General features: G+C 60.8%; 18 protein-coding genes and 1 pseudogene. 12 read left to right on the plus strand and 7 right to left on the minus strand.

Features of this window, described 5'->3' with window-relative positions; all coding sequences use genetic code 11:
• Positions 1-6 precede the first annotated feature (6 nt).
• Positions 7-720: a murein L,D-transpeptidase catalytic domain family protein gene (locus AACY50_RS14295; protein WP_339466112.1), complete on the minus strand. Its 714-nt coding sequence runs from the start codon at positions 718-720 to the stop codon at positions 7-9.
• A 150-nt stretch (positions 721-870) separates the two neighbouring features.
• On the opposite strand from AACY50_RS14295, the gene AACY50_RS14300 reads away from it, so the two are divergent.
• The 4 genes from AACY50_RS14300 (at position 871) to AACY50_RS14315 (ending at position 5,762) form a co-directional block, all read left to right on the plus strand.
• Positions 871-2,487 (plus strand): L,D-transpeptidase family protein, encoded by a 1,617-nt coding sequence (locus AACY50_RS14300; RefSeq protein WP_339433225.1) that lies wholly within the window; start codon positions 871-873, stop codon positions 2,485-2,487.
• 75 nt (positions 2,488-2,562) lie between these two features.
• A complete protein-coding gene (locus AACY50_RS14305; protein ID WP_339433224.1) occupies positions 2,563-3,447 on the plus strand; it encodes a LysR substrate-binding domain-containing protein in 885 nt (294 codons plus the stop codon).
• Between the two features lie 99 nt (positions 3,448-3,546).
• On the plus strand, positions 3,547-4,662 hold the full coding sequence (gene aguA, locus AACY50_RS14310; protein WP_339507921.1) for an agmatine deiminase: 1,116 nt from the start codon (positions 3,547-3,549) through the stop codon (positions 4,660-4,662).
• A 2-nt stretch (positions 4,663-4,664) separates the two neighbouring features.
• On the plus strand, positions 4,665-5,762 hold the full coding sequence (locus AACY50_RS14315) for an extracellular solute-binding protein (RefSeq protein ID WP_339538747.1): 1,098 nt from the start codon (positions 4,665-4,667) through the stop codon (positions 5,760-5,762).
• 104 nt (positions 5,763-5,866) lie between these two features.
• Here AACY50_RS14315 and AACY50_RS14320 read toward each other — a convergent pair whose 3' ends face one another.
• Both AACY50_RS14320 and AACY50_RS14325 read right to left on the minus strand, forming a co-directional pair.
• Positions 5,867-6,484: a DNA-3-methyladenine glycosylase family protein gene (locus AACY50_RS14320; RefSeq protein ID WP_339433221.1), complete on the minus strand. Its 618-nt coding sequence runs from the start codon at positions 6,482-6,484 to the stop codon at positions 5,867-5,869.
• 68 nt (positions 6,485-6,552) lie between these two features.
• Positions 6,553-7,635, minus strand: a complete 1,083-nt coding sequence (locus AACY50_RS14325) for a bifunctional transcriptional activator/DNA repair enzyme AdaA (protein ID WP_339433220.1) — start codon at positions 7,633-7,635, stop codon at positions 6,553-6,555.
• 109 nt (positions 7,636-7,744) lie between these two features.
• On the opposite strand from AACY50_RS14325, the gene AACY50_RS14330 reads away from it, so the two are divergent.
• From AACY50_RS14330 to AACY50_RS14345, 4 genes are all read left to right on the plus strand, one after another.
• Positions 7,745-8,158, plus strand: a complete 414-nt coding sequence (locus AACY50_RS14330; RefSeq protein WP_339494702.1) for a VOC family protein — start codon at positions 7,745-7,747, stop codon at positions 8,156-8,158.
• 292 nt (positions 8,159-8,450) lie between these two features.
• The gene (locus AACY50_RS14335) at positions 8,451-9,065 is read left to right on the plus strand and encodes a biliverdin-producing heme oxygenase (RefSeq protein ID WP_339538748.1); all 615 of its coding nucleotides are present in this window, start codon (positions 8,451-8,453) and stop codon (positions 9,063-9,065) included.
• Positions 9,062-11,299, plus strand: coding sequence for an ATP-binding protein (locus AACY50_RS14340; protein WP_339538749.1), 2,238 nt, complete (start codon positions 9,062-9,064; stop codon positions 11,297-11,299). Before AACY50_RS14335 ends, AACY50_RS14340 begins: the two co-directional genes overlap by 4 nt.
• Before the next feature lie 83 nt (positions 11,300-11,382).
• Complete coding sequence (locus AACY50_RS14345; protein ID WP_339538750.1) at positions 11,383-11,970, plus strand: LysE family translocator; 588 nt, start codon at positions 11,383-11,385, stop codon at positions 11,968-11,970.
• A gap of 21 nt (positions 11,971-11,991) precedes the next feature.
• Here AACY50_RS14345 and AACY50_RS14350 read toward each other — a convergent pair whose 3' ends face one another.
• A complete protein-coding gene (locus AACY50_RS14350; protein WP_339538752.1) occupies positions 11,992-12,825 on the minus strand; it encodes an AraC family transcriptional regulator in 834 nt (277 codons plus the stop codon).
• A 35-nt stretch (positions 12,826-12,860) separates the two neighbouring features.
• Positions 12,861-13,067: pseudogene (locus tag AACY50_RS14355) on the minus strand (VOC family protein); the annotation flags it as partial.
• Positions 13,068-13,082: 15 nt separating this feature from the next.
• Here AACY50_RS14355 and AACY50_RS14360 point away from each other — a divergent pair.
• On the plus strand, positions 13,083-13,217 hold the full coding sequence (locus tag AACY50_RS14360; protein WP_445261488.1) for a hypothetical protein: 135 nt from the start codon (positions 13,083-13,085) through the stop codon (positions 13,215-13,217).
• Between the two features lie 27 nt (positions 13,218-13,244).
• On the opposite strand, the gene AACY50_RS14365 is transcribed toward AACY50_RS14360, so the two are convergent.
• Together AACY50_RS14365 and AACY50_RS14370 are read right to left on the minus strand one after the other, a co-directional pair.
• Complete coding sequence (locus AACY50_RS14365) at positions 13,245-13,913, minus strand: class I SAM-dependent methyltransferase (RefSeq protein WP_339433214.1); 669 nt, start codon at positions 13,911-13,913, stop codon at positions 13,245-13,247.
• A 113-nt stretch (positions 13,914-14,026) separates the two neighbouring features.
• Positions 14,027-14,392 carry a DUF6124 family protein gene (locus tag AACY50_RS14370; RefSeq protein ID WP_339433213.1) on the minus strand — a complete coding sequence of 122 codons (366 nt, stop codon included), beginning with the start codon at positions 14,390-14,392 and terminating at the stop codon, positions 14,027-14,029.
• Positions 14,393-14,935: 543 nt separating this feature from the next.
• On the opposite strand from AACY50_RS14370, the gene AACY50_RS14375 reads away from it, so the two are divergent.
• The 3 genes from AACY50_RS14375 to AACY50_RS14385 are packed head-to-tail and all read left to right on the plus strand — an operon-like array spanning position 14,936 to position 18,154.
• Positions 14,936-15,391 (plus strand): (2Fe-2S)-binding protein, encoded by a 456-nt coding sequence (locus AACY50_RS14375; RefSeq protein WP_339538754.1) that lies wholly within the window; start codon positions 14,936-14,938, stop codon positions 15,389-15,391.
• Positions 15,392-15,411: 20 nt separating this feature from the next.
• On the plus strand, positions 15,412-17,574 hold the full coding sequence (locus AACY50_RS14380) for a xanthine dehydrogenase family protein molybdopterin-binding subunit (protein ID WP_339538755.1): 2,163 nt from the start codon (positions 15,412-15,414) through the stop codon (positions 17,572-17,574).
• A 1-nt stretch (position 17,575) separates the two neighbouring features.
• Positions 17,576-18,154: a hypothetical protein gene (locus AACY50_RS14385; RefSeq protein ID WP_339433210.1), complete on the plus strand. Its 579-nt coding sequence runs from the start codon at positions 17,576-17,578 to the stop codon at positions 18,152-18,154.
• Positions 18,155-18,166 lie beyond the last annotated feature (12 nt).

Raw genomic sequence — 18,166 nt, forward strand, 5'->3', positions numbered from 1 at the left:
GGGGCGTTAGCTGGCGTGGCTACCCAGAATGCTCGCCACCTGCTGCGGCTGACAGTTGAGGTACGGCGACTTTTTCAGCCAACGCTGATCCGGATACCAGGAGAACATGAACTGGCCGTTCTTGAGTTTATCGATCACCTGCCTGGCAATCTGAGGTCGCACTGCCGGGCAACCCTGGCTACGGCCGATACGGCCCTGACGCTTGCTCCACAACGGATTCACGTAATCGGCGGCGTGGATCACGATCGCGCGATCGCGCGCCATGTCATTGAAACCCGGTTCCAGGCCGTCCATGCGTAACGAATAGCCGTGGGTGCCTTCGTAACTTTCCTGCGTGCGGAACAGGCCCAGGCTGGATTGATAACTGCCTTCGCGATTGGAGAACTGCGTGGCGAAGTTTTCTCCGGAATTGGAGCCATGGGCGACCAGGTCGCGCAGCACCAGTTTTTTCCGGGTCAGATCGAAAATCCACAGTCGGCGCGCGGTGGACGGTTGCGAATAATCGATGATTGCCAGGTGGCGAGACGGTTTCGCACCGTTGCTGACGGCGCATTTCATGGCGTTCAAGGCACCTTTCAGCGCTTGGGGATTGAGTTCTGGCGCGGCGTGCGCGAGGCTGGTGAAGAGCACCGGCGATGGTTTGCCGGCGGCGAAAGCTGGGCTGGTCACGGCGACAAGCGTCGCGCTGGTCAGCAAAAGTCGGCGCAAAAACGTCAACATTTATAAAGTGTCCTCACTGGCTACTTATTTGGCACTTTGGCTCCTGACTCCCAGTCATAACCTGCAAGCCCGCAGATCGGGCCTGACTGTTCAGCGCACCTGATGTAAGGTTGGCCATCATCAAGATGGCCATGGATTGGAGTAAAGCAGTTGTTCAAAAAGTACGCATGCTACTTGAGCATTTGTTTGCTCGCTGCGCCGTTTGTCGCTTGTGCCGATGATTCGTTGCCGCCCTTGCAGACGCTGCCCACGCCGCCGGCCGAAATGCCCGTCGAGCCGCAAAGCCCGTTGCAGGCTGTGCTGATCGGTCTGCCACACGCATGCCCGGCCATCGCCGCGCACCTCAACGGCCCCGCACTGGAGCGACTCAACGCCTTTTATCAGCAGCAGGACTGGATGCCGGTGTGGGCCAGTGAGTCCGGGCGGTTGCAGGCCTTGCACGGGCAATTGCAGTTGTTGGCCGACGATGGTCTCAACCCGAACCGCTACCCGGTCGCGATGACCCCGCCCCAGGATGGCGAGTTATGCGCCGATATCGATATCAGCCGCTATTACCTGCAAGCCTTGCAGGATCTGCATTTCGGTCGATTGCTGCAATCTCATTTCGAGCCGCTCTGGCGTGCCGACGATACGCCGCGCGACCGTCAGACTGAATTGCTCGCAATCGCCGTACCGGGGCTAAATGACCTTCGCGCAGCGTTCGACCTCGCACGTCCGCATCTGGCGCAGTACCAGAGCCTGCGTCAGCTCTACGCCGCGCAACGGCTCAAAGCCTTGCCACAATGGCCGTCAGTCGGCAGCGGACCGCTGCTGCGCCCGGCCATGGAAGACAAGCGTGTGCCGGATCTGGCGCTGCGCCTCTATAGCGAGGGTTATCTGGCCGACTACATCGCCCCCCCCGCCAATGCCTACGACGATGTGCTGGTGGAGGCGGTGAAAAACTTTCAAACCAATCATTCGTTGCAGGCTGATGGTGTGGTGGGGCCGGGGACAATTGCCGAACTCAATATCAGCCCGCTGGCCCGCCGAGACCAACTGCGGGTCAACCTCGAACGGTTCCGTTGGCTGGCGCAAGACATCGAGCCCAATGGCCTGCTGGTCAACGTCGCCGCTGCCGAACTGACGCTGTATCAGGGCGGCAAACCCGTGTGGCAGACCCGCACGCAAGTCGGTCGCGCCGAACGCCAGACGCCGCTGCTCAAGTCGCGCGTTACGCGCCTGACCCTGAACCCGACCTGGACCGTACCGCCGACCATCTGGAAGGAAGACAAGTTGCCGGCGATCCGCAAGGATCAGACGTTCCTCAGCCGCCAGAACCTGCAAGTGCTCGATGCCAACGGTCAGCCCTTGGCGGCAGCCGACATCGACTGGGATAACCCCGGCAATATTCTGCTGCGTCAGGACGCCGGGCCGCGCAACCCGCTGGGGCAGATGGTCATCCGCTTCCCCAACCCGTTCTCGGTGTACCTGCACGACACGCCGAGCAAGGCGCTGTTCGACAAGGGGCCGCGAGCATTCAGCTCCGGCTGTGTGCGGGTCGAGCACCCGATGCAACTGCGCGACCTGCTGCTCACCCCCGCAGAAAGGGCCCGCACCGAGACCTTGCTCGCCACGGGCACCACCCATGAGTTTCGCTTGGCGGCGCCGGTGCCGATCCTGATGACCTACTGGACGGTGCAAGTCGACAGCGCGGGCCATGTGCGCTATTCGCCCGACATCTACAGCCGTGACGGCGCATTGCTGGCGGGGCTGGACAGGGCGCATTAAGCGTCTGCGGGTGCTTGGTTTTCTGAGCACCCGCGTTGCCGGTCAGCATGGCCCACAAAAAACGGATCTATTTCCATGCGACGACTTCCCTCATTGGCGGCCTTGCGCACGTTTGAATGTGCCGCCCGCCACGCGCATTTCGGTCGAGCGGCGGCGGAGTTGTGTGTCACCGACAGCGCCGTCAGCCATCAGATTCGCCAGCTCGAAGAACAGCTCGGCGTGTCGCTGTTTATCCGTGAAGGCCGACAGATTCGTCCGACCATCGCTGCCGGACGCCTGATGCAAAGCCTGCAGCAGGCCTTCGAACTGATGGGCGATGCCTGCGATGAGTTGCGCGATCCGTCGTCGCTGGCGGTCCTGCGCCTGGCTGTCACCGCTGAGCTTGCACAAAAGTGGCTGATGAGTCGCCTCTCCGATTTCTATGCACGCTATCCGCACATCACTTTGCACCTCTATGAACAACCCATCGACGCGAGTGCACCGGGCGAGGACATCGACCTGGCCATCACTTACGGTACCGGCCCGGTGGACAGCAGCGCCTACTTCGTCCGGCCTTTGCCCGACCTGCAATTCTTCCCGGTGTGCAGCCCTGGCCTGTTCAATCAGGGCAGTCTGAAAACGCCCAAGGACCTGACGCGCCACTGCTTGTTGCACGACGACCAGGACGGCAAGACCTGGACTGCATGGCTGACCCGCCACGCCGGCGATCAGCGCCCGGAGCGTCAGCTGTATTTCGCCCATGCCGGGTTGGCGCTGGAGGCCGCCGCGCAAGGGCAGGGCGTGGCGATGGGCGACAACCTCACCGCGCAGGAAGACTTGCAGAGTGGCCGACTGGTGCGTCCCTTCACATCGAGCATGACGGCTCTGGGCCAATACGCGCTGGTTTGCGAGCGCTTGCGGCTAGAGCGTCCGGCCGTGGCGCAGATGCTGGAATGGTTCAACGATCAACTGGCCGATTGATGAGTTGAATTCAACTGTTCCGAAATAATCATCGTTGGCGGGCCAACGCCCTGCGACCTTAGCCTGTGGTCATTCCCATCCCGAAGACGAGGTTTGACCATGGCACGTTTGCTCGACTCCACCCCCAAACACGACGGCTTCCGTCTGCCTGGCGAATTCGAAGCCAAGTCCGGCTGCTGGCTCGGCTGGCCGGAACGCACCGATGTCTGGCGCAACGGCGCCAAGCCTGCGCAGAAAGTCTGGGTGCAGATCGTCACCGCCATCTCCCGCAGCGAACCGGTCACCGTGTGTGCCAGCGCCGCGCAATTCGCCACCGCCCGCCGCCAGTTGCCACCCCAGGTGCGCGTGGTCGAGATGACCTGCAACGACACCTGGTTCCGCGACAGTGGCCCGTGCTTTGTGGTCAATGATCAGAGCGGCGAAGTGCGTGGCGTCGATTTCGAATTCAATGCCTATGGCGGACTCGACGGCGGGCTGTATTACCCGTGGGACAAGGACGACCAGATCGCCAGCAAGATCCTTGAGATCGAGCGTTTCGACCGCTATCGCGCGCCGTTGATTGCCGAGCTCGGCGGGATTCAGAGCGACGGCCAGGGCAGCATCCTCACCACCGAACAGTGCCTGCTCAACCGCAATCGCAACCTGCATCTGGGCAAGGACGAAGTCACCCGGCGCCTGACCGATTACCTCGGTGCCGAACAGGTGATCTGGCTGCCACGCGGGTGCAAGTTCGATGAAACCGATGGCCATGTCGACGACCTCGCCTGTTTCGTTCGTCCCGGCGAAGTGGTCTTGCAGTGGACCGACAACCGTGATGATCCGCAGTGGGAAATCTACCAGGAAGCCTACGACATCCTGCGCAGCACCCGCGACAGTCGTGGCCGTGAGTTGATCGTGCACAAACTGCCGCAACCGGACGCGCTCGAATGGACCGCCGAAGAGGCCGAAGGTCTCGATCAGCAGGACAGTACCCACACCCGTCAGGCCGGCACGAAAATCTGTGCTTCGTACATCAACTATTACGCCGGCAATAGTTCGATCGTGGTGCCGCTGTTTGGTGATCGTCAGGACAAAGTCGCGCTGGCGACGCTGGCCCAATTGTTCCCGCAGCACAAGATCGTCGGCATCGAAAACTCCCGGGAAATCCTCCTCGGCGGCGGCAACGTCGCGTGCATCACCATGCCGCAATACGCCGGCCTGAAAAAAGGAGCCTGAGCATGGGCCTGCACAAACTGACTCAAGCGTTAATGCTGGTGCTTGCACCCCTGTGTGTGCAGGCCGCCGACACCGACAAACCGGTGGTCAATCTGTACATCTGGGGCGAATACCTGGCCCCGGATACGTTGAAGAATTTTGAGGCGAAAACCGGCATTCGTGTGGTGGCCGATCACTTTGATTCGCTGGAAACCGTCGAAACCAAACTGCTCACCGGGCGCAGCGGTTATGACCTGGTGCTGACCGCCGGCCAGCACTTGTCGCGGGCCATCCAGAGCGGCGCGATTCAACCGATGGACAAGGCCCGCGTGCCGCATTTCGCCGGGGTGGGTGAGGAGTTTCGCCAGCACATGGCGGTGTTTGATCCGGGCAATCGTTATGCAGGGATCTACGCCTGGGGCACCACCGGTGTGGGTTATCAGCAAGAGGCGATCAAACAGCGTCTGCCCGATGCGCCAACAGACAGTTGGGCCATGCTGTTCGATCCTGCGGTGGTGTCGAAATTCGCCGATTGCGGGGTCAGTCTGCTCAACGATCCCAACGAAGTGTTCGCCGCCGTCATGAAGTACATGGGGCTGGACATTAACCGGCAGAATCTCGATGACTTGAAATTGGCCGAGCAGCAACTGGCGAAGATCCGCCCGTACATCCGCTACTTCGACAATGACCTGAACATCAGCGATCTGGCCAATGGCAACACCTGTGTGGCGATGTCATGGAACGGCAACGTCGCTATCGCCGCGGGGCAGGCGCAGGCAGCCAACAAGCCGTTCACGCTCAGCTACCGGATACCGAAACAGGGCACGCTGATCTGGTTCGACGCCATGGTCATTCCCAAGGATGCGCCGCATCCGCAGGCCGGGCTCGCGTTGATGGACTACCTGATGACCCCCGAGGTGATTGCGCCGATCACCGACACCATTCACTACGCCAATGCGATTACCGCGGCCGATGGGTTGGTCGATGCGGCGATTCGTCATGATCCGGGGACGTATCCCTCTGCACAGGTCAGGGCTTCGCTGTACAGCAAGAATGACAATGGCAAGGCGTTCAATCGGGCGTTGATTCGGGCATTCAGCCGGTTGAAGTCTGGCCTGTAAATGGGCGTTAAATCGACTGATGTCTTCGCGAGCAGGCTCGCACCCACAGGAAACTGCATTACAAATGTGGGAGCAGGCTTGCTCGCCAAGAACGATAACGCCGTCTACGACTTGGGCACCCGCCACAAATACCACGCGGCCACCGTCCGAAACGGACGCCAGTGCACCCCGATCTCAACCATCTGCTTGCGCGTCGGCTGCTCCTCCAGCCCCTTCAAACGCCGGTAGCCTTCACGCACGCCAAAGTCGTCCGCCGGCAAAATGTCCATCCGTTCCAGGCTGTAGATCAGTAGCATCTCCACCGTCCAGCGCCCGATTCCGCGCAGGCTGACGAGCCGCTCGATCAGCGCCTCATCATCCATCGCCAACGCCGTGGCGTAATCTGGCACCACGCCGTCCAGCGTGGCTTGGGCGATGCCCTGAATCGTCGCAATCTTGCCTGCGGAAAACCCGCAGCCACGGATGCGATCAACATCGGTCGCCAGCATCTGCTCCGGCCGAGGAAACGATTGCCCGGGAAACAACCCGACCAATCGCCTGACAATCGCATCCCCGGCCTTGGCATGCAGTTGCTGATAGGCAATCGAGCGCACCAGCGACTCGTAGGGATCCCGCGCTGGATAAGGTTGATGCAGGCAAGGGCCAACAGTGGCGACGAGCCGCTGCCAATCGGTATCGATTGAGGCAAAAAACGCACTGGCTGTGCGATAAACATTCGCCATGCTAATTCAGCAAGTCATCGATTTCAGGAGTGTTCATCGAGATTCCTTTTGCTGGCTGAGTCCAATCGTTAGAAAAGCCAAGGCTGCGTGAGTTGTCGCGCCGCGTTTTCGAGCCTCAGCAGAAAGGCCTTGCGTGGTTGTCCTCCACCATACCCGGTGAGCGAGCCATCCGCGCCGATCACCCGATGGCAAGGCACCACAATGGCCAGACGGTTGTGCCCGTTGGCCAGGCCGACAGCGCGACTGGCGCCGGGTTTGCCCAAACCGGCAGCAATCGCGCCGTAGGTGGTGGTGTGGCCGTAGGGGATTTGCAGCAGTGCCGACCAGACCTGGCGGGCGAACTCGCTGCCGGGCAGGTGCAACGGTACGCTGAACGTGCTGAGGTTGCCTGCAAAGTAGTCGGCCAGTTGTTGTTCGATTTGCTGTAGCGGCGCGTTGTGCCCCGGTGCGACCGCATAGCCATATCGGCTCTGCAACTCTTCGACTTCCCGTGTCAGCGCTGGCCGATCAAGAAACTCCAGCAACACCAGCCCACGGCGCTCAGCCATGGCAATCATCGGCCCCAGCGGTGTGGTCAGCCGGGTAAACAGCAACGGTTCACTGTTGGCTGCGCGACCGGGCGTGATGTGGAACGACTTCTGAAACGCATCACGAAAACCGCTCAGCGATTCATAGCCGGAATCGAACGCCGCGTGGTCGATGGAGGTGCCTTGCTTGATTCCGCCCAGCGCCATACCGAGTCGGCGGGTGCGCAACCAGGCATGGAAGGTCATGCCGAAATGCTGCTTGAACCAGCGCCGCAATTTCAGCGGCTCGATGCCTTCGGCGAGCAGTTGCGCATCGCTCCAGCGCACCTCCGGATCGGCATCCACGGCTTTGAGCACGCTTTGTACCCAGTCCGGCGCAATGGCCGCCGCGTCCAGCGGTTTGCAGCGCAGACAGGCGCGATAACCGGCGGACATGCACTCGTCGGCATGGGCGAAGAATTCGACGTTCTCAGGTTTCGGCTTGCGCGCCGTGCAACTGGGGCGGCAGAAGATCCCGGTGGTTTTCACGGCCGTGAAGAACACGCCTTCATAAGCAGTGTCGCGTTCGAGCATGGCGCGAACCATCTCGGCGTGGGGCGGCAGGACAGTGGTTTGTATGTTCATGGCGTGAGAGTAAAACCAGTTTGTCGATGGCTCCACCGAAAAATCGACAGTGAATTTTTTTATATTTGCAGCACAATCACCGGGTCGCTGAATGTGAGGAATCAAACCCATGCACCCGTTCGTCATCCAACACATCGATCACATCGTCCTGCGCGTTGCGAACCTGCAACGCAGCATCGAGTTCTACGGCCAGGTGTTCGGCGCCGAAGTGGTCAAGCGTAACGAGCCGTTGGGGCTGGTGCACTTGCGTGCCGGCACCTCAATGATCGACCTCGTCGACCTGCAGGGCGAACTTGGCCGCAAGGGCGGCGGGGCGGCCGGGGCCGAGCGGCGCAACGTCGATCACTTCTGCCTGCGCATTGAACCGTTCAATGAGGACGCGCTGACTGCGCATTTGCAGTCTTTCGGGCTGACCGTGGGAAAAGCCGCCAACCGCTTCGGTGCCGAGGGCTACGGCCTGTCCCTGTACTGCTTTGATCCGGACGGCAATCAGGTCGAACTCAAAGGCCCGTGTGAGATTTAAGCGCGTTTCGCCTTCAACAGCGCCGAAGTCGCCCTCGACAACTGCCTGCGCAACAACGGTTACAGGGCCTGGCGAACTATTGGCCCATCGCCGTCGTGGTACCACGGGCAGGGGCGTTGGTCAGTCCGGTCGAACTTTCCGGATACCGAACCGCTCAGAAACAATCTGAGGCGTCCTTTTTGGCGAAAAAATTGATCCTTGCGGTCAGAAAAGGCGATTGGCGTGTAAGATTTCGCCCAATGTCTCTCCAAACCCCGCCTGGCCCCAAGTGGCCCCACCAAGAGCGATCTACATGCAAGCAAAGCCCCGTGAGGTTTATGTGCCACCGGTGTTGCAAGACCTACGAGCCGGGACTGCCGAGTTGCATATCGCGCTGGAAAAGCGTCTGCCTTTTTTCTCCGACGCCCTTGATGTGCCCGCCTTTAAGCGGCTGATCCAGGCCTATTACGGCTTTTATTTACCGCTGGAAAGCGCGTTGCGGGACAGCGATGCGATTCCCGCCGATTTCGATCTGTCACCACGCCTCAAAGCTCAGACACTGCACAGCGACCTGAAAGCCCTGGGGGATTGCGGGGCGGCGATCGACAGCTTGCCGATGTGTCAGCGGTTGCCACTGATCGACTCAAGCGCCGCCAGCCTTGGCGTGTTGTACGTGCTTGAAGGCGCGACCCTGGGCGGGCAGATTCTGCGCCGGGAAATCGCCAGCCGTTTGGGCCTTGAAGCGCAAAACGGTGCCGCGTTTCTTGATGTTTACGGCGCCGCCACCGGTCGCCGCTGGCGCGAGTTCATTGAATACCTGGGCAGTCGCCCAATGCCCACCGCCGAACGCGAAGCCGTTGTGCTGGCGGCGCAAAACACATTCAGCTGTTTCGAGCGCTGGCTCGATAGCCGGGAGGTACTGGCATGAGCCCGCAAGACAAAGAAGCTTTTGAAAAACTGTTGGACAACTGTGCCGACGAGCCGATTCGTTTCCCTGGCGCCATCCAGCCCCACGGTTTGTTGCTGACCCTGAGCGAGCCTGCGCTGAACATCATTCAGGTCAGCGCCAACGTCGACACCTTGCTGGCCCGCACACCAGAGGATCTGATCGGCCTGCCGCTTGAGCACCTGATTGGCGACGCGCCAGCCCAGACCGTGCGCCAAGCGTTGCTGCAGTCGGCATTCTTCGATGCCCCGCCGCTGCATTTCCAGCTCAATGGCACTGCGTTCGAAGGTCTGCTGCACCGCCATCAGGGCGTGCTGATTCTGGAACTGGAAATCCACGTCGAAAACTTCCAGCCGCGCAACGTGGCCGGCAGACAGACCCACCTGGGGCGGATGCTTCAGCGCTTGCAAGCCGCCACTACGCTGCAGGCGCTGTACGACATCAGCGTCAAGGAAATCCAGGCCATGACCGGTTACGACCGGGTGCTGATCTACCGTTTCGAGGAGGAAGGGCACGGCCAGGTGATCGCCGAAGCCTCATCGCCGTCGATGGAAGTGTTCAACGGCCTGTTCTTCCCGGCCTCCGACATTCCCGAGCAGGCTCGCGAGTTGTACCGCACCAATTGGCTGCGGATCATCCCTGACGCTGACTATCAGCCAGTGCCGCTGGTGCCGAAGCTGCGTCCCGATACGCACACCCCCCTGGACCTGAGCTTTGCCACGCTGCGCAGCGTGTCGCCGATCCACTGCCAGTACATGAAGAACATGGGCGTGCTGTCATCGATGAGCATCTCGTTGCTCAAAGGCGACAAACTGTGGGGCTTGATCAGTTGCGGCAACCGTCAGCCGCTGCACGTTCCACACGACCTGCGCATGGCTTGCCAGACTATCGGTCAGGTTCTGTCACTGCAGATCAGTGCGATGGAAGCGCTGGAACTCAGCCGCCAGCGTGAAGAAAAAGTCGACGCTTTGGCGTTGCTCAATCAGGCGATGATCGACTCGCCGCAAAATGTTTTCGACGGGTTGGCGAACCAGCCGCAAGTGCTCATGGCGCTGACCAACGCTGGTGGTATCGCCATCATTGAAGACAATCAGTTGCACCGTTACGGTCACTGCCCGGAACCGGAAGAAATCCGTGCGCTGCACAAATGGCTGCAAGGCACCGGTGAGCCGGTATTTGCCAGCCATCACCTGGCCAGCGTTTACCCGCCAGCCGCGCACTATCAACAGGTGGCCAGCGGCGTGCTTGCCATGAGCCTGCCAAAACCGGTGGATAACGGCGTGCTGTGGTTCCGTCCGGAGGTTAAAGAAAACATCAACTGGAGCGGCGACCCTCACAAGCCGCTGGATCTGGAAAACTCCGACGCTGGTTTGCGCCTGCGCCCGCGTACCTCGTTCGAAATCTGGAAAGTCGAGATGGCCGGTATCTCCACCAAGTGGAGCCACGGCGATCTGTTCGCCGCCAACGATCTGCGTCGTTCGGCGCTGGAAAATGACTTGGCCCGACAGGTATGCCGCGAACAGGAAGCGGTGCGCGCCCGCGATGAACTGGTCGCAGTGGTGTCGCACGATCTGCGCAATCCGATGACGGTTATCTCGATGCTCTGCGGCATGATGCAGAAGGCTTTCAGCTCCGACGGCCCGCACACTTCGCGCCGAATCTCCACGGCCATCGACACCATGCAACAGGCCGCCGGACGTATGAATACGTTGCTGGAAGACCTGCTCGATACCTCGAAAATCGACGCCGGGCGCTACGTCATCACGCCACAGAAACTCGATGTCGGGCAGATGTTCGAAGAAGCGCAAGCATTGCTCGCACCTTTGGCACTGGACAAGGACATCAGCATTTCCTTCGAGGCAGACCCCGATCTGCGCATCCACGCCGACCCCGAGCGATTGTTTCAAGTGCTGTCGAATCTGGTCGGCAATGCGATCAAGTTCACCCCGCGCTTGGGCACGGTCGGCGTCCATGCCAAATTGGTCGGCAATGAAATTGTCTTCACCGTGCGTGACAGCGGCGAGGGGATTCCCAGTGAAAACCTGCCCCATGTATTCGACCGTTACTGGACAGTGAAAGAGGGCAATCCGACGGGCTCAGGCCTGGGTTTGTACATCACCCAAGGCATCGTCGAGGCGCATGGCGGACGTATCGTTGCCGAGAGTGAGCCAGGGCAGGGCAGTGAGTTCCGCTTTACGGTGCCGCGTCTGGATTGATCGCAGGGGCATTTTCTTCAATACCGTGGACAGGGCGCTGGTTACCGTGGACGCCTTGTTCCTTGGTTTGAAGCAGGTGTGCGATGAGTCTGATTGTTTCGATGGCGGCGTTTGCCCTGGCCGCGTCCATTACCCCCGGCCCGGTCAACATCGTGGCGCTGAGTTGCGGCGCGCAGTTCGGCTTTCGCGCCAGCCAACGGCATGTCGCCGGAGCTACGTTGGGCTTTGTCTTGTTGCTGGTGCTGATGGGCTTGGGGCTGCATGAAGTGCTCAAACTCTGGCCATTCATGACCCGCGTCGTGCAACTGGCCGGGGTGGCGTTTCTGCTGTTCATGGCCTGGAAGCTGGCGACCGACAACGGGCAGTTGAATGCCGGGGACTCGGGCCGCGCACCTTCGATACTCTATGGCGCGGTCATGCAGTGGCTCAACCCGAAAGCCTGGCTGGCGTGCGTGGCCGGCATGGGCGCGTTTGTCGCCGATGGCGAGGCGCGGCTGGTCTGGCAGTTTGCGGCGGTGTACCTGGTGATCTGCTATGTGTCGGTGGGCTGCTGGGTGTATGCCGGGACGTTCTTGCGCGGCTATCTGGGCAACCCGGCGGGGATGCGCCTGTTCAACAGGCTGATGGCGGGGTTGTTGGTGGTGAGTGCGATTTATCTGTTGTTGCCTTGAAATCCTCACAGGGGATTGCTGTCAGCCCCGATACTGCCCCGGCGTCGCCGCCAGATGCTGTTTGAACGCCCGTTGAAAGTGCGCTTGATCGGCAAACCCCGCCTCAAGCGCCACATCGGCAATCAACCGTCCACTGCGCAACCGCTCGCGAGCGAACTGGATGCGCTGGTTGATCACAAACGCATGGGGCGTCATGCCGTAATGCTGCTTGAAGGCGCGGATCAGGTACGACGGCGACAACTGCGCCGCGCGGCAAATGTCATCGAGGCTCAGCAGATCGGTGCAGTGTTCGCGGATGTAATCGGCGGCGCGTTCAAGCTTGAAATTCGGCTCGCGCGATGGCTGTTCAGCCGGGTTCAGGCGCAATTGCAGATTCGTGAAAAACTCGACCGCAGCGCTCTGTTTTCGCAGCACATCCTGTTGCCCGTCGACGAGAATTTCGTATAACCCCTTGAGATCGCGGAACAGGCCGGCATCGTTGAGATGGGTGGTCGCAAAGCGGCGGAATTCAAGCTCGGCACTGAAGCCCAGTTGATGTTGCAAATCGGTTAGCCATGGCGTTTCGACGTACAGCATCAGGTATGACCACGGCTGATCATCGATCGGATTGCAGGCGTGCACATCACCGGGGTTCATCAACACCACGGTGCCGGCGGCGACTTCGAACTGCGCCTGTTCATGCACATACGTGCTGCGCCCGGCGGTAATCGCCCCGATGGAGAAGTGCGCATGAGAATGCCGCGCATAACAAACCTCGCGACCATCGGCGATGGCCCGGGCTTCGATGAAGGGCAGGGCCTCGTCGCGCCAGAAACGCGGGGCTTTTTCAGGGTTTTTCGCGGCAGCGTGTTTCATCGACGTCGTTCCCGGCAGGCCAGCGCCCGAGTGTATTAGCTCTGGCCGGCAAAGGCTCGTTCCAGTTGGGCAATGTCGAGTTTTTTCAGGGTGTACATGGCCTGCATCTCCCGCTGGGATTTGCGGGTGTCCGCATCCAGCATCATGTGCATGAACGCCACCGGCACGATTTGCCACGACACGCCGAACTTGTCCTTGAGCCAGCCGCATTGCTGCGCTTCAACCGGCCCACCGGCGCCTACCTCTACGATGGCCACATGCCGATCGCGCTGTTGGTAGTGATGCACGCCATGACCATCATTGGCCCAACCCTGCTGAAAGTGGGCTGTGTGATGCGCCTTTTGGCGCAATACCGCCTCAGTGGCCCGCCGCTGATCCAGCAAGCACTGTAAAACCCTGTGGGAGCTGCGTGACTGAAACTAGCGCCGCTCAGCCACCATCAGCAACGACTGCGGCACAGGGCTTTGCGGATGCTGCGGTTCTTGCAGTGCGGCCAACTGGAAACCTGCCATGTCGAGCGCATTGATCCAGCTCGACAGCGTGCGGAAATACCACGGCATCGGCTGCCACTGGCCTTCGAACCCGGCGAAGGTCTCTTGCCGCCAACCATCCTGATAATCGCCGGCCGCGACGGCCCATGGGTGCAGCGTCTGGATCACCAGCACACCGCCGGGCACCAGCAAGGCGTTCATCGCCGCGAGCAGCGGGATGATGTCCTGATGCAACAGAGAGAAATTGGCGCAGATCAGGTCGTAGTCCCGCCCGATGTCCACATTCGCTTCAACCAGCGCTTCATAACTGGCGACATACACTTGCGATGCACCGGCCAAACGCGCCGCTTCAACCAATGTCGCGTCGCCATCCACGCCCACTGCAGCAATGCCCCGATCCGCCAGTGCCCGCAATAACCAGCCTTCGCCGCAACCCAGGTCGAGCACGCGCGCAGGTTGCCGGCCCATGATTGCCAGCAGGATCGCCTGATCGGTGACCTGCTGACGGCTTTCAATCGCGCCGCTGCGGACCACTTCGATCCAGACGTGGGCGTTGTCGTGCCAGCTCTGCAAAAGAGTGGATTCAGGGGAGGGCATGTCGTTGTCCGGACCGTTGAGTGGAGGATGCCGTGCGCAAAGATCAGTATGGACGCCGCGTTCAAGATCGCCATGCAGGATGCACTGGCCCTGCATGGCGAACCGTGTGGTACCTACTGCGGCAGGCGCAGTTTATCCAGCAATCGGTTGACCAACAGCTCGTTCAACATGATCACCTGTTGCAGCGCCAGCAGCGGTTTTCGCTCCGGGCCGCCCACCGAGTCGGCGATGTTACCGGCCATGGCATGAGCGTATGACAGCGACTCACAGGCTTCGACGAGCAGGGTTTCTTCATCCAGCGTGGGATCGACGAGAAAGACGGGGCGAAACTTGGGCGAGCTTGGCGGGGCCGACAGTGCTTCGGGTCTGAGGTAGTAGTCGAGGGCGCGATCAGTTGCTTCTTTGACCTTTTGCGGGTCAAGGGCGGGGTCGTGTGGGACTGGATCGGTGTGCGGTGGGTTGGGTGTGATTTTGAACATGGATGAAACTCCTATTGCAGATTTCAAGGAACCATCACTCTCGCTACCAAACGAGGGTGGCGGCCATACGCGGGTTGGTAGACCGGCTGCAATAGGAACCCGGCGCTCGCAAAGGAGCCCCACGCATGACCACCATATGAAAGACTGCACAAGGTGTTGCCACACGACCATTACAGACGGGCTACCAAACCCGATCACTGTTTTGCAGTGACAGGGAAACGATACAACCCGCCCCACAGCCGTGTAAGCCGGCGGATTCTGGCGTACGCGTAGGTAACGGCGCAAGGTTTTGTAGCCTGTATGGCGTAACGCGGAGTGTCATTTAAACGCGCTGACGCAATGATGTTTACGCAGAGGGAATGTGGGTTAGCGAGAGTCTGCGACACCCTCACCATTCAGAGCACGCATGCATGACCGGTGGTCGCCGCATCTGGCCTAAAACGCAAATTGCGCTTAGCTCAATGGGATAAGCCCAAGCGTGCGCAGGCTTCGCGGCCGCAGCGACGCCCCTTCAGAACACCGTGAGTCTGAGGAAAATCCCCGATGCTGACCCTGAATATCAATGGCAAGGATCAGGAGCTCGATGTCCCCGCGGACATGCCGTTGCTCTGGGTTCTGCGCGATATCGCGCACCTGACCGGTACCAAATTCGGCTGCGGCATGGCCCAGTGCGGCGCCTGCACCGTGCATGTCGACGGTGCGCCGTTGCGCGCCTGTATCACCCCGGCCACCGCCGTCGCCCATGGGCAGAAAATCCTCACCATCGAAGGCCTGTCCACGGACGGCTCGCACCCGGTGCAGCAAGCCTGGGCAGAACTGGATGTGGTGCAGTGCGGTTATTGTCAGTCCGGGCAGATCATGTCCGCCGCAGCCCTATTGGCGAAAATCCCCAAACCCACCGACTGCGATATCGATCAGGCGCTCTCCGGCAATATCTGCCGTTGCGGCACTTATCCAAGAATTCGCGCCGCGGTCAAACGTGCGTCCGAAATCGGTTGAACCAGACGGGGAGACAGACCATGAACAGTCCCGTATCGCGTCGGGGTTTTCTCAAAGGCAGTGCCATGTTGGGCGGCGGTCTGGTGGTGGCGTTTGTGGTGCCCGGCGCCCATCGTTTTGCGTTGGCGGCGGAGAATGAAGGCAAGGTCTTTGCGCCCAATGCGTTCCTGCGCATTGCGCCGGACAACAGCGTCACCGTGCTGCTTGGGCATTCGGAGATGGGGCAGGGCATCTGGACCGGGCTGACCATGCTGATCGCCGAAGAGCTGGAGGCCGACTGGTCGAAGATTCGCGTCGAACACTCGCCAGCCTCGGCCGCCGATTACGGTCTACCCGGTTTTGGCGGCATGCAGATTACCGGCGGCTCGACCTCGACCTGGATGGAGTTCGACCGCTATCGGCTGGCGGGCGCTACGGCGCGGCAAATGCTGGTTGAGGCGGCGGCCAAGCGTTTTGACGTGGCGCCTTCGACGATTCGCACCGAGTCGGGCGTGGTGATCGCTGGCGATAAACGCGCCACTTACGGCGAGTTGGCGGACGCCGCCGGGCAATTGCCGGTGCCCGATCCGAAATCCATTACATTTAAAGAGGCCAAGGACTGGAAGGTCATCGGCAAACCCACGAAACGCCTCGATACCCCAGAGAAGATCACCGGCCGCGCCAGGTTCGGCATGGACGTGCAGTTTGAAGGGTTGATGACGGCGATGGTTGCCCGAGCGCCGGTATTCGGTGCCCGCGTCAAATCCTTCGAGGGCGCCGAAGCGCTGGCCGTGCCGGGCGTGCATAAAGTGGTGCAAGTGCCGACCGGGGTGGCCGTGATCGCCGAGCATTATTGGGCGGCGAAACTGGGCCGTGATGCGCTGAAAGTCGATTGGGACCTGGGGCCGCACGCAGACCTGAGCAGCGAGAACGTGCTGGAGCGCTTTCGCAAACTGGCCGCCACACCGGGCACGTCGGCCAGTCAGGCCGGGGATGCCATGGGCAACTTCGGTAAAGCGGCGAAAAAGATCGACGTTGAGTACAGCGTGCCATACCTGGCTCACGCGCCGATGGAGCCGCTCAATTGCACGGTGAAGATCAGCGCCCAGAAGTGTGAAATCTGGACCGGTACGCAATTTCAGACGCTGGACCAAATGATTGCCGGCAAGATCACCGGACTTAAACCCGAGCAGGTCGAAATCCACACCGAATTCCTTGGCGGCGGTTTTGGTCGTCGGGCCAATCCAACCTCCGATTTTGTGGCCGAAGCGGTGGAGGTGGCGAAAGCGGCGGGCATGCCGGTGAAAACCGTATGGTCGCGCGAGGATGACATTCGCGGCGGTTATTACCGCTCGATGTTCCTGCATCAGGCGCGTATAGGGCTGGGAGCCGATGGCATGCCGTTGAGCTGGCAGCATGTGCTGGTCGGGCAATCGATCATGACCGGTACGCTGATGGAGGCGACCATGGTCAAGAACGGCATCGACCCGACGTCGGTTGAGGGCGTGGCCGACAGCCCTTACGTCAAAGGTCTGGCCCATCATCAGGTTGAACTGCATTCGCCGCAGACCGGGATCAATGTGCTGTGGTTACGCTCAGTGGGGCACAGCCACACCGGGTTTGTCATGGAGTCGTTGATCGACGAAATGGCCGCTGCGGCAGGCAAGGATCCGGTCGACTACCGCCGCACGTTGCTCAAGGCGCATCCACGGCATCTCGGCGTGCTGAATCTGGCGGTGGAGAAGGCCAACTGGTCGGCGCCGCTGCCGGACGGGCATGCCTTGGGCGTGGCGGTGCACGAATCGTTTGGCAGCTATGTGGCGCAAGTGGCCGAGGTTTCTCAGGACGATCTGGCCATTCGTGTGCATCGCGTAGTGTGCGCGGTGGATTGCGGGATCGCGGTCAATCCACAGAGCATCGCGGCGCAGATGGAGTCGTGCATCACCTTCGGTCTGGGCATGGCGCTGCACAGCAAACTCACGCTCAAGGACGGCATGGTCACGCAGTCCAACTATCACGACTATCAGGTGCTGCGGCTCAACGAAATGCCGGTGGTTGAGGTGCATATCGTGCCCAGCCACGATAAACCCGGCGGCATCGGCGAGGCGGGTGTGCCGCCGACCGCACCGGCGGTGGCCAACGCCGTGTTTGCTTTGACCGGGCAGCGACTGCGCCAATTGCCGCTGCAATTGTCGGGGGTGTGAGATGAAACGACATCTGCTGTTGGGCGCACTGGTTCTGATGGGTGCAGGTGGATACACCTCGCAACTGTTCGCCGATGATCAGCAAGCCTTGAAGGCGTTCGACACCATTCAGAAAGTATTCCAGAGCCCGCGTTGCCAGAACTGCCACATTCCCGGGGATTCACCCTTGCAATTCGATGCCGGCACGCCCCACGCGATGAACGTGGTGCGGGGCATGGACGGCAAGGGCGCCGCCGGTTTGCCGTGCGCAACGTGTCACGCCCAAAGCAATCCGCCCGCCAGTTACGGCCCCCATGCGCCTCCCGGTGCGCCGCACTGGAGCCTCCCGCCGGCGGCGCACAAAATGGCCTGGATTGGCCTGCCAGCGGACAAACTCTGCGCGATGATCAAGGACCGTTCGAGCAACGGTGATCGCGATTTTGCCGCGCTGATCAAACACGTCAGCGAGGACAAACTGGTGCTATGGGGCTGGAACCCCGGGGCAGGGCGTGCGCCGGTGCCGGTGCCCCACGACCTATTCGTGAACCAGTTCAAGCTCTGGGCCGATGCCGGCGGGCCGTGTCCGGTGGCGGGGGGATGAGAATCTGAGCCG

It is taken from the genome of Pseudomonas sp. RA_15y_Pfl2_54, assembly GCF_963971015.1.
GTDB classification, from domain to species: domain Bacteria; phylum Pseudomonadota; class Gammaproteobacteria; order Pseudomonadales; family Pseudomonadaceae; genus Aquipseudomonas; species Aquipseudomonas baetica_A.

What these genes read in the sequence shown, in the direction of transcription:
- AACY50_RS14320 (WP_339433221.1), bottom strand. Translation starts at nt 6,484, where the DNA reads ATGGCGAATGTTTATCGCACAGCCAGTGCGTTTTTTGCCTCAATCGAT.
- AACY50_RS14315 (WP_339538747.1), top strand. Translation starts at nt 4,665, where the DNA reads ATGGGCCTGCACAAACTGACTCAAGCGTTAATGCTGGTGCTTGCACCC.
- AACY50_RS14370 (WP_339433213.1), bottom strand. Translation starts at nt 14,392, where the DNA reads ATGTTCAAAATCACACCCAACCCACCGCACACCGATCCAGTCCCACAC.
- AACY50_RS14380 (WP_339538755.1), top strand. Translation starts at nt 15,412, where the DNA reads ATGAACAGTCCCGTATCGCGTCGGGGTTTTCTCAAAGGCAGTGCCATG.
- aguA (WP_339507921.1), top strand. Translation starts at nt 3,547, where the DNA reads ATGGCACGTTTGCTCGACTCCACCCCCAAACACGACGGCTTCCGTCTG.
- AACY50_RS14330 (WP_339494702.1), top strand. Translation starts at nt 7,745, where the DNA reads ATGCACCCGTTCGTCATCCAACACATCGATCACATCGTCCTGCGCGTT.
- AACY50_RS14375 (WP_339538754.1), top strand. Translation starts at nt 14,936, where the DNA reads ATGCTGACCCTGAATATCAATGGCAAGGATCAGGAGCTCGATGTCCCC.
- AACY50_RS14360 (WP_445261488.1), top strand. Translation starts at nt 13,083, where the DNA reads ATGCCGATCGCGCTGTTGGTAGTGATGCACGCCATGACCATCATTGGC.
- AACY50_RS14385 (WP_339433210.1), top strand. Translation starts at nt 17,576, where the DNA reads ATGAAACGACATCTGCTGTTGGGCGCACTGGTTCTGATGGGTGCAGGT.
- AACY50_RS14365 (WP_339433214.1), bottom strand. Translation starts at nt 13,913, where the DNA reads ATGCCCTCCCCTGAATCCACTCTTTTGCAGAGCTGGCACGACAACGCC.
- AACY50_RS14350 (WP_339538752.1), bottom strand. Translation starts at nt 12,825, where the DNA reads ATGAAACACGCTGCCGCGAAAAACCCTGAAAAAGCCCCGCGTTTCTGG.
- AACY50_RS14295 (WP_339466112.1), bottom strand. Translation starts at nt 720, where the DNA reads ATGTTGACGTTTTTGCGCCGACTTTTGCTGACCAGCGCGACGCTTGTC.
- AACY50_RS14325 (WP_339433220.1), bottom strand. Translation starts at nt 7,635, where the DNA reads ATGAACATACAAACCACTGTCCTGCCGCCCCACGCCGAGATGGTTCGC.
- AACY50_RS14345 (WP_339538750.1), top strand. Translation starts at nt 11,383, where the DNA reads ATGAGTCTGATTGTTTCGATGGCGGCGTTTGCCCTGGCCGCGTCCATT.
- AACY50_RS14305 (WP_339433224.1), top strand. Translation starts at nt 2,563, where the DNA reads ATGCGACGACTTCCCTCATTGGCGGCCTTGCGCACGTTTGAATGTGCC.
- AACY50_RS14335 (WP_339538748.1), top strand. Translation starts at nt 8,451, where the DNA reads ATGCAAGCAAAGCCCCGTGAGGTTTATGTGCCACCGGTGTTGCAAGAC.
- AACY50_RS14340 (WP_339538749.1), top strand. Translation starts at nt 9,062, where the DNA reads ATGAGCCCGCAAGACAAAGAAGCTTTTGAAAAACTGTTGGACAACTGT.